Origin of the sequence: Neobacillus drentensis (assembly GCF_036965425.1) — a bacterium.
Taxonomy (GTDB): domain Bacteria; phylum Bacillota; class Bacilli; order Bacillales; family Cytobacillaceae; genus Neobacillus; species Neobacillus drentensis_F.
The window spans coordinates 108413-118089 of the sequence record NZ_JBALPP010000022.1 but is presented as its reverse complement, the minus strand read 5'-3'; the positions used below and the strand labels follow the sequence as shown (position 1 = coordinate 118089).

14 protein-coding genes and 1 pseudogene are annotated in these 9677 nt (G+C 35.5%); 11 read left to right on the top strand and 4 right to left on the bottom strand.

Features of this window, described 5'->3' with window-relative positions; all coding sequences use genetic code 11:
* Positions 1–508 precede the first annotated feature (508 nt).
* The 5 genes from V7161_RS06675 (at position 509) to V7161_RS06655 (ending at position 3419) form a co-directional block, all read left to right on the top strand.
* Positions 509–1126, top strand: a complete 618-nt coding sequence (locus tag V7161_RS06675; protein ID WP_335443343.1) for a class I SAM-dependent methyltransferase — start codon at positions 509–511, stop codon at positions 1124–1126.
* Between the two features lie 400 nt (positions 1127–1526).
* Complete coding sequence (locus tag V7161_RS06670) at positions 1527–1721, top strand: DUF2187 family protein (protein ID WP_335443341.1); 195 nt, start codon at positions 1527–1529, stop codon at positions 1719–1721.
* A 164-nt stretch (positions 1722–1885) separates the two neighbouring features.
* On the top strand, positions 1886–2071 hold the full coding sequence (locus V7161_RS06665) for a hypothetical protein (protein WP_335443339.1): 186 nt from the start codon (positions 1886–1888) through the stop codon (positions 2069–2071).
* A gap of 140 nt (positions 2072–2211) precedes the next feature.
* Positions 2212–2631 (top strand): Gmad2 immunoglobulin-like domain-containing protein, encoded by a 420-nt coding sequence (locus tag V7161_RS06660; RefSeq protein WP_335443337.1) that lies wholly within the window; start codon positions 2212–2214, stop codon positions 2629–2631.
* Positions 2632–3167: 536 nt separating this feature from the next.
* Positions 3168–3419: a hypothetical protein gene (locus tag V7161_RS06655; RefSeq protein ID WP_335443335.1), complete on the top strand. Its 252-nt coding sequence runs from the start codon at positions 3168–3170 to the stop codon at positions 3417–3419.
* Positions 3420–3502: 83 nt separating this feature from the next.
* Here the strand turns inward: V7161_RS06655 and V7161_RS06650 are convergent, their stop codons facing one another.
* Both V7161_RS06650 and V7161_RS06645 read right to left on the bottom strand, forming a co-directional pair.
* Positions 3503–4315: a DUF3888 domain-containing protein gene (locus tag V7161_RS06650; RefSeq protein ID WP_335443333.1), complete on the bottom strand. Its 813-nt coding sequence runs from the start codon at positions 4313–4315 to the stop codon at positions 3503–3505.
* A 372-nt stretch (positions 4316–4687) separates the two neighbouring features.
* Entirely contained in the window at positions 4688–5200 is a 513-nt protein-coding gene (locus V7161_RS06645; protein WP_335443331.1) for a GNAT family N-acetyltransferase, read from the bottom strand.
* 134 nt (positions 5201–5334) lie between these two features.
* Between V7161_RS06645 and V7161_RS06640 the strand changes: the two genes are divergently transcribed.
* Positions 5335–6261 carry a LysR family transcriptional regulator gene (locus tag V7161_RS06640; protein WP_335443330.1) on the top strand — a complete coding sequence of 309 codons (927 nt, stop codon included), beginning with the start codon at positions 5335–5337 and terminating at the stop codon, positions 6259–6261.
* Positions 6262–6388: 127 nt separating this feature from the next.
* Here the strand turns inward: V7161_RS06640 and V7161_RS06635 are convergent, their stop codons facing one another.
* The gene (locus V7161_RS06635; RefSeq protein WP_335443328.1) at positions 6389–6613 is read right to left on the bottom strand and encodes a hypothetical protein; all 225 of its coding nucleotides are present in this window, start codon (positions 6611–6613) and stop codon (positions 6389–6391) included.
* Positions 6614–6616: 3 nt separating this feature from the next.
* Positions 6617–6937 carry a YbjQ family protein gene (locus tag V7161_RS06630; protein WP_335443326.1) on the bottom strand — a complete coding sequence of 107 codons (321 nt, stop codon included), beginning with the start codon at positions 6935–6937 and terminating at the stop codon, positions 6617–6619.
* Positions 6938–7363: 426 nt separating this feature from the next.
* Between V7161_RS06630 and V7161_RS06625 the strand changes: the two genes are divergently transcribed.
* From V7161_RS06625 to V7161_RS06605, 5 genes and pseudogenes are all read left to right on the top strand, one after another.
* Positions 7364–7609, top strand: coding sequence for a DUF3231 family protein (locus V7161_RS06625; RefSeq protein ID WP_335443324.1), 246 nt, complete (start codon positions 7364–7366; stop codon positions 7607–7609).
* Positions 7599–8204: a DUF3231 family protein gene (locus V7161_RS06620; protein ID WP_335443322.1), complete on the top strand. Its 606-nt coding sequence runs from the start codon at positions 7599–7601 to the stop codon at positions 8202–8204. The genes V7161_RS06625 and V7161_RS06620 overlap by 11 nt, the downstream gene beginning before the upstream one ends.
* A 126-nt stretch (positions 8205–8330) precedes the next feature.
* Complete coding sequence (locus tag V7161_RS06615) at positions 8331–8786, top strand: hypothetical protein (protein ID WP_335443320.1); 456 nt, start codon at positions 8331–8333, stop codon at positions 8784–8786.
* Positions 8787–8803: 17 nt separating this feature from the next.
* Positions 8804–9328 (top strand): hypothetical protein, encoded by a 525-nt coding sequence (locus tag V7161_RS06610; protein WP_335443318.1) that lies wholly within the window; start codon positions 8804–8806, stop codon positions 9326–9328.
* A gap of 136 nt (positions 9329–9464) precedes the next feature.
* Positions 9465–9575 (top strand): annotated as a pseudogene (locus V7161_RS06605) (LD-carboxypeptidase); the annotation flags it as partial.
* Between the last annotated feature and the right edge of the window lie 102 nt (positions 9576–9677).

Genomic DNA, 9677 nt, shown 5'->3' with positions numbered 1-9677 from the left:
CTTATCGACCAAAGCCCGGCTTTTTTTATCTCATTTTTGAACTGAATATGTGCGTCATGTGATCAAAGTATGAATTACATGCATAGTACTCTTTAATTAATTTATGCCTATGATAAGATGCTTTCATTAAAAACCTATTTCTTAAATTCTCGCACAAACAATTGTTCGCAAGCGTTCGAAAATAGTTCTTTCTACATTTATGCCAAAGTGTAAGCATCGTATCACCCCATAAATATATTTTCCTTGATTATAAGGTTTAATTGTAAATTTACTGTTACAGAAGAATTAAGTTACTTCTTTAAGTCTGATGAAAAATCTGGTAAAAACCTTCTCTATGTAACCATCCACAGGCTTTTTGTGTTTTTTTATTCTTCTATTTAATAATCTTCTTTGTTAATTTTTGAACTAAGTTCTTCTTTACACACATATATTTATTTATACTGTAATTATGTTCAAAATTTGAACATAAGTAAAGGGGAGGCACACCCAATATATGGAGGATATGATCATGAATCAAACACCAAAAGTAGAATCACAAAACTCAAATTTAGAACAACCAAAAGAAACATGGAGAGAAATCTGGACCAGAAAAGGTAAAGTATCTGGCTCACAAGAAGATTTGCTTGCCTATAACGGATATGAGGCTACGCAGGTTAATATGCCAGAGGTAGCAGCCCAAATCGTAAAAGCATTAGATATCAAACCAACCGATAGGGTTCTTGAAGTTGGCTGTGGCGCGGGCGCTTTAGCTCAATATTTAAATTGCGAATATGTAGGAATTGATTACTCTCCTACTCTTGTTAAAAAACATATTGAAATCCTGGGTAATTCTGTAATAGTTGGAGAAGCAAATGATATTATTTTTAAGGATAAAAGCTTTGATAAAGTAATTTGTTATGGTGTATTTCTGTACTTTGATTCCGAGGAATACGCACAACAAGCTATTAGCGAATTAAAACGCGTAGCGAAAAAAGCTCTTTTGATTGGTGAACTCCCAATTCGTTCACATAGGTCAGAACATAAATTATATAAAAAAGAAGACTTTTCTGGTTGGACCATTACAGATGGATTTTATGACCCGTACCGAAAAGATCGCTTTAATGCAACCATCTTCTTTAATGATTAAAATACATAGGGTATTTCTATAAATTCCTGTGCCTATAACCGCCCAAATGGGGGCAGTTCCTCTGGTTTTTCTCCGTTGTTTGAAAAATTGACTTTCCCATCAAAACCAAGAGAACCGTCCCTGTGGCATTTTTTATAGGTTTTTATCCCTAAATTTTTGATTTTTCATAATAAACACTATATTTTATATATTCTAATGTTATAATTCTATTACTATAATTATATTTAACTATGATATAAATTGGTTATTTCTTAAAGGGAGGCAGGACGCGTACAAATTATGAGGTAATTATGTTATCTCCAAATATTTGAAGAGATTCACCATTACTAAGGTCATAAGAAAATCAACCAGCAACAGGCTTTGAAATGAGAATGATAAAGTTTAAATTGGAGGGAATAAAATGGAATTCAAGGCAAAGAAGATCGCAGAAATAGGGGATCAAATCTTTTTTAAAAACGGAATCATCGGGATCGTTGAGAAGGTCAATGAAAATTCAGTCATTGTCAATATAATTGAAAATAAGACGGAATTGGAGTTTGGAGGAAATAGAACCGTTATTTCACATAAAAATTACAAAGTAATTGATTGTGCATGAAGCGAAAGGAAATCCTTTATCCTCAATCTTATATGAAACTTTTTTTACTCCATTCTATTCAAATCTAAATATGTAAGCGTTTCCTTTGTGCGATGAACAAATAGAAAAGAACTTAATGACTTTGGACCTTGGGGGGGAATATAACAATTAGGGGGAAACGACCAATGAAAAATGATCATTCCTATTTACTCAACGAAAAGGAATTGAAACAATTATCATTAGGAGCCGTTACCAAGAAACTATTTGATTTACACTTACAAGATCCAAAACGATATACCGCTGAATTTATCTTGAACGAATTATTTATCTGTTATAGTAAGCTACAATTGGATCTGGAGGAAAATTACTAACGGATTTATTGAAGGTGCAATCATTACTATACTCGGAGAAACACACGGCATTTCATGTAGAAAAATATCGTGTGTTTTTTTGTGGTGAGTAAATACACCTATGATAAATTGAATAAAATTTAATTAAAGGGGGGCAAATAGTGAAAAAAATCGCATATTTGTTTGCTATATTTACAGCCATTATTGGATTAGCTGCGTGTAATCAACATCAGGATGAAAAAACAAATCAAAATGAACCAAAATCACATGCAGCAGAGGATAAGGTATATGCAAACAAAGTGTTTAAAGATGTGGCCGTAGCTGAATCCGGAGATAAAATCATTGTAACAGGGAAGGCTCAAGTCTTTGAAGGTGTATTTCAATATGCTCTTTACGACGGAGAAAAAGTGCTGCTCGATGATAAGTATCAAACAGAAGGTGCACCTGCCTGGGGAGAATTTGAAATTACCTTTGCAAAAAAGTTAGTAACTACGAATGACATCAAATTGGAATTATTTGTGTTTTCAGCGAAAGATGGTTCAAAAGTGGATACTCTAGAAATTCCCATTCCAAAACCTTAGATTTTTCGAACTACCTAAGGGTAGAGCAATTTAAGGTAACGTATATCGGGCAGCGATATACCCTCGGCAAAGAAAATGTGATGTAGAAATCGACAATCTTTTCACCGTATTACATGGAAAAGCCAATAGCAGATAGGCTTGGAGTATTCTTTAATCAAACGTTTGTGTAGCGTAGGAAAAGAAGATAATTTGTAGAATCAAGTAGGTTGGAACGAATCTAATCATTACCTGGGGAATATTGTCGTTTTATCTGATATCTTGGAGGAACCGTGTGCGGGAATATTTAATAAAGAAAACTTTCCACTACTCCAGTATGTTAAGACTATCTTAAGAATAAAGAGCTATCTTTAAGACATGCTTTTTCTAGACCCCCTTATATATTATTACTGGACGCCCTCATGGATTGTTTCGAACAGTCTTGAGGGCAATTTTTTTGACTAATCATAAACCATGAGAACCCTCCAGTGGAATCAACTTCAAGCTTTTTTTGTGTTAGAGAGCAAACGTATGTTCTATAATAAAGGAGAGGTGATATTATGGAGTTCCTAATGGATGTTAACTTAATTATCGAAGGTGCAGGTGTTTCTACAGGTGGATATTTTTATGCAAGGAATAAAAGCGAAATTCCTAAGGTAGCCTATCAATTCATACAGGACAAAAAAAGGGAAAGCGGATGTCGCAAAATGGTTATTAAAAAGGTGATTGTTAACGGGTCAGAAGATATCACTCAGGTAGTAAAAGAATTAGAAAGCCGGCCAATTCCCCCAATGGATGATTTCTATTGGTAAAAGCCGTATTCTTTATGGATGCATTTTTATTATCTCCCCATAAGTGGAGAGTCTTTAATGTATCCTGAAACAGAAACAAGAGTTCATTGGCTTTTTTTAATTAAGTTTTGCAAATGTGGAGGCAGCTCATATGATTCAATATGTTCAAATCTTTTTAGCTTGATTTGATCAGGTATCGGTGGTGCTATCTCAAACGTTAATCTGTCCTTTCCAACTGGGTTATGAGCTCCAACTACCGGTGTTGTTTCTATTGTGATAAAAAAATGAAACCTACGGAATCCACCGATTCTTTCTATATTTACGATTTCGACTTCGTAAGGATAGACCGTTGGTGAATGAGTTAAATATGCGGAGTAATAATTGTTAACCGCTTTTTCTATTTCTGAACCTAACAAAACCATTAAAATATCATTGATCAACCATTCTTTCGAATCTTTGGGAGGCTCTGTATTTTCATATTTCCACCCTGCCAGCAGCCAATCAAAAAGCTCAACGGATCTCAATCGTTCTTTTTGATCATTTCGGGTATAAATGACATCGTTATACGACAACGTGCAAGTTTTTGTTTGGTTTTGAACAAGGCAGTTATATGCAGGTTCGATTAATGCAACATTGCCGTTTTTCATTTTTATTTTTAATACGGCATTTGGTGGTTGTTTATTAACTATCTCTATTTCTTCTTTTACAGGACTTGCATTGTTAATCCATTCAACAACCTTCCTGATAACAGGCTCTTCATAACCATCGGTTTCTCTAAAAACATGTGCTCCTCCATATAAGCGCTTTATTTGAATATAAGCAACATCCTCTGTTTTTAATTGAACCTCGGCCTTTGCTAGTGGAATCGAATGAAAATAGCCGGCAAAGACGACGAATAATAGGACTAATTTTTTCAATAAATTTTCACCACCATTGCACTGTCTCTAGTACCTTTTATAATTTTTCCTAAATTGAAAAGCTTTATGATTGCATGGGAAAGAAGATATCGTAAAATACCGTTTTCGACATTTTTTATTGGATCTTTAAAGGAGAAATTTAGTGGTGGAGCGTGCTAAAGCCACTTTTAAATAATCGTTTGATTAAATGACAAAAATTTTACCCTTATATCTAATAAAATCCTTAATTAATAAGCTTTACTACACTTTTAATCAAATGATTAATTAATTTGCTAGAACGGGGATTTTGTAGAATTTTGGATCAAGGGGACGTTTCTTCTGGTTTTCACTAACCCAATCAGAAACCAGGAGAACCGTCCCTGTGGCCTTTTTTTATTCTTCCGTAGGACGTTTAGGTCCGTTAAGCTCTAATTGATAAAATGCTAAGTCTAGCCATCTATTGAATTTAAAACCCGCCTTTTTTATTGTACCTGAATGAACAAAGCCAAAGTTTTTATGCATGGCAATGCTTTTTTCATTTGCTGCATCAATTCCAGCAATTAAGGTCATATACTCTCGTTCATTGGCAATAGCGATTAATTCTTTCATTAAAGAAGTCCCAATTCCCTTTTTTCTGTATTCCTTATTTACATAAACAGAATGTTCAATGGAATATTTATAAGCGGGCCATGCTCTAAAAGGACCGAATGTCGCAAATCCAGCCACTTTATGATCTAGTTCGCATACTATTATTGGATAACCATCAGCCATCTTTTGTTCATACCAGGTTTGTCTGCTTTCAAGCGTTTGCGGTTGATAGGAGTATACAGCAGTAGTATGGAGAATGGCATCATTATAGATATCTAAGATGTCCGCTAAATCTTTTTGCGTTGCTTCCCTTATCATGTTTTTCTCCCTCTCAAAATAAATTTCTTTTTCTCCATTTATTGTAGAATGTTCCATACAAAACGTAAAATTGAACTTTTTAACCCCTTGCTATAGGATAAAGTTATAGCAAAAAGATAAGGGAAGGTGAGGACATGACGCCCCAACAATTTCGATACATAGTGGAGATTGCCAAGCATAATTCAATTAGTAGAGCTGCTTCTGCACTTTACGTAACGCAGCCGAGTATCAGCAAAGCGGTCCGTGAACTAGAAACTGAGTTAGGGATTACTATTCTCGATCGAACGAATAAAGGCGTTGTCTTCACAAAAGAAGGCACAGAGTTATTATTTTACGCAAAAAAGCTTCTAGAACAAATGGAGTCTGTGGTCCATCATTTTAACAAAGAGAAAACAATAAACGTAACCAAGTTTTCTATATCATCTCAACATTATGGTTTCGCTATAGAGGCTGTTGCCAATTTAATGGATTATTTTGCTAAGCGGAAATATGAGCTGGCGATTCGAGAGGGTAAGACAACCGATGTGATTGATGACGTGTATGCAAGCAGAAGTATTCTTGGGATCTTATCTCTGAGCGATTTAAACAAGCATTTTTTTGAGCGTTATTTCACCACAAAGTTACTAACGTTTACTCCCCTGGCTTCATTGAAACAGCACGTCTTTCTACGAAAAGAGCACCCGCTGGCACACCTCGAGTGTATTACCTTGGAGCAGTTAAGGGACTATCCTTATCTGACCTACCAGCAGGACGACATGTTGCTGCATTTTGCCGAAGAAGCCCTGAATGTCGACAATATCGGGAAACTAGTTTATCTCAAGGATAGAGGGGCCATGAATAATCTCCTGTCAAATACAGACAGCTACAATCTGGGAACAGGCTGTATCGTAAAGAATTACATGAACCCCAATATTATCTCGATTCCCTTGGAAGGAGGCAATCTAATTCAAGTGGGCTTGGTGAAACGAAACGATGTGTTTTTGCCAGAAGAGGTTCTCGTATATATTGATTTTTTAAAATCAGCTTTGGAAAAATCTATCCCAAATGAGATTACAAAGTAAAAACAAGCTGCTAAATTCCGGTGTCACCACCCGATTTAGCGGCTTGCCAATGTTCCTTTTTAAAAATTCAGATCAGTTTACTAATGTATAAGAATCGAATTTTATTATGTTGTGTCCGTCATTTTCGTTATTCCTCTTTATAAAAGCGCTCGCCGGTTTCTGGGTTAAAATAAACAACTAATCTTTTATTTGTAGTTGGATCAATTGATACCTCATTTGTTCGGACAAATCCTTTAGGTATTTGTTTGCCATGTTTTGCTTTAAAGCGGCGGTCCCAAATAAGCCAAGATAAAAAAATTAGTATAAGCAGAATAAAGAGTTGGATACCGTAGAATCCCAAAATCCATTTCATGTGTTATTCCTTTTCCACCAATACAGCTGTCCCATATGCGACAATTTCACTCATGTTCTGGCCGATTTCGCCTGAGTCAAAGCGCATCATAATAATACCGTTGGCCCCCATTGCTACTGCATTTTTCACCATTCGATCTATTGCTTGTTTTCTGGCATCTTCTAGCATTTCTGTATACTGGCTTATTTCTCCTCCTACCAGCCCCTTAAGAGAAGCCATGATATCTTTCCCAATTCCCCTTGCCCTTACGGTTAAACCAAATACTGGACCTAATACGTCTGTAACTTTATGATTCGGAATATTTTCGGTTGTAACGATGATCATATGTATCCTCCCCTTTACAAAAAGTGAATATTCGATACTAATCTTACCCTAAATTGGGTATAAATACCATTGTTTTTGGTGCCGTCTAAAAATACCAGGGGATACCCTATCATCATCAGAAACCATTAGAACTGTCACTGTGGCCTTACCCCACTGGATGATATCTATTGGTAAAATGACAAACCCCTTTCTTTTTTTGCATTATCTGCCATATTTACAGAAATACTAAAAGAAAATATGTGATAGGATTGAATATTAATGGTTGAACACTTACCCAAAATAACATCTGCTGAAATTTCGATGTTGTGGAGCACCTATATTGGTGACACCATGTCTATTTGTGTTCTAAAACATTTTTTATAAACATGCGAAGATCCGGATATTAAAACCATTCTTAAACTTGCTCTTAGCTATTCTTACGACCATGTGGCTCAAATATCCGATATATTTACAAAAGAAGGTATTCCCCTCCCAATTGGATTTGGGGAACAAGATGTTAACTTGCAAGCTAAGAAACTTTTTTCGGATGTTACCTACATGCGTTACTTGCATCATATGGGGAGAACGGGATTGAATTCCTATAGCTTGGCCAAGTCCGTTTCTGCACGTAAAGACGTTCGTAACTTGTTCAAACAGTTTTCAAACCAAACAGAAACGTTGTATGACTTGTAATACAGAAGTGATGCAGGAAAAAGGGCTCTTTATCCGAGCTCCGTATATTTCTTATCCTGATAAAGTGGAGTTTGTTACAGATAAAAAATTCCTTGGTGGATTAGTAGGTCATCGCCGGCCGCTCCTTGGAATTGAAATAGCCCATTTAGGGGTTAATATCGAAGTCGCAAATGTGGCGAAAACAATCCTATTAGGATTTAGTCAAGTCGCTCAATCCAAAAAAATTAGTGATTACTTTAAAGATGGATATGAATTAGGAAAGAAAATGGTGGAAGATTTTATGATAAAACTAAAAGAAGATGATAATTCTTATCCTTCCACGTGGGATTCCACTGTTACAAATAGTAAAGACGCGCCATTTTCAGATAAATTAATGTTATTCCATACGAATGCACAAAGTGCTATTGGTCTTGGGGATTTTGGACTTGCCATTGCCGCCTCACTGCGAAAAGATTTAACGGTCAATTATGAAGGGTACATCCTTAGGATCGGGGCTTATGCAGTGGAAGGGGCAAAAATCTTAATTGACCATGGATGGTTTGAAAAACCTCCCCAATCCATCGACCGAGAAGCACTTAGAAACCAAAATAAATAATGAATATGGAAAAAATGCTTCTTCTTATTAAGCTAACCTGCGCTGGAGGAATTACCCTAACAGCATATTTTTTATTAGTGGAAGGTATTTGATTTATCCCATCACCTGTTTCAATAAGGGGAATTTATGAATATTTCCATCATATCATCCGTCACTTTATTAATCCTCATTTCATTTTGTGTTACGCCAAAAAAAATGCATATTTTTGAAATACTTTTTATTTGGATTGTCGTGTGGCTGCTCATGCACCCGTTATCGTGGATCATATATGTTAATTTAACTTGGATAAAAGTATCGACGAAGTTAGGGGATTTTTGGGCTTATGCTTTTGAGAGATTACTTCTTCTTCCGCTTCTGATCGTTCTCTTTTTTGAGATTTCGTTGAGATTCAATCGAAAAACAGCAAAATGTTTCATTCTTTTCGTGGCAATTTTAATTTTAATGCTTGATGAATATGCTTTGCTCAGAATGGGAGTTCTTCAAGATGTTAAGTGGAATATTGTCTATTCTTTTATTGGAAAGTCCTTTATTTTACTCGTTTCTTATTTTTTATGGATGAGATTTAGGAGGAAATTTATTTAAGAGGAGTTTTGGTACCCATGTTTTTATATTTACCGAAACACTTTGATGAAAATGAATGGTTCATTATCATTGTTCTGCTTTTAAGTATTTTCTTGGTGAGGCTGCCTAAAAGAATGCCTACCGAAGTTTCTTACTTAATCGTCCTATTAAGTCTTGCTATTCCGAACATCATCGACCATAGCATTGCTGCCATATCTCCTTATGATGTATATCGAATCAATGATTCGGAGAAGTATGAACTGTTTGATATTTTATTAAGCGGAGTTTATATTCCTTTTGGGTATCTTTGTGTGTATTTTTATGAATGGTTTAGACCGAAGAAAATGAAGATTGTATTTTATATTCTAAGCTGGTCCCTTTTTGCTATTTGTTTTGAATTTGTCATTGTAAGATTGCATGTCTTTACATATCATGGTTGGAAATTAGTCTATTCTTTTCCCACCTATTTGCTGGTTATTTCTCTATTCTTATCGTATTATGAGTTCCTCCTTTTCCACCACAAAAAAAAGGTGGAATCGGAAATTCATTATAGGAACACTTAAGTTGCAGTGGCACCAAATCCGAGACCTGGAAAATAACCAAAACCTGAGCCCGGTCCACCTAATCCAATGCCTGGATAAAACCATAAGCCTAGTCCAGGTTCACCAAATCAATGGAGGGGTGTTTTTTTTATGACTAAATTTACCTTTCGTCCATACCGAACCGAAATTTATACTGCCATATGGATCCATGGCAGAAATTAATTGTGATAAGAAGACTTTCACGATTTTAGAAAGTGGAGTGGAATAATTAAAGAATATGGGGACGGTTCTTCAGGCTGTTATTGCCAGTAGAACGGTCCCTTTTGAATTTAGGGAATTGAAATGACTTAAGTGCCATATAAAATTATGA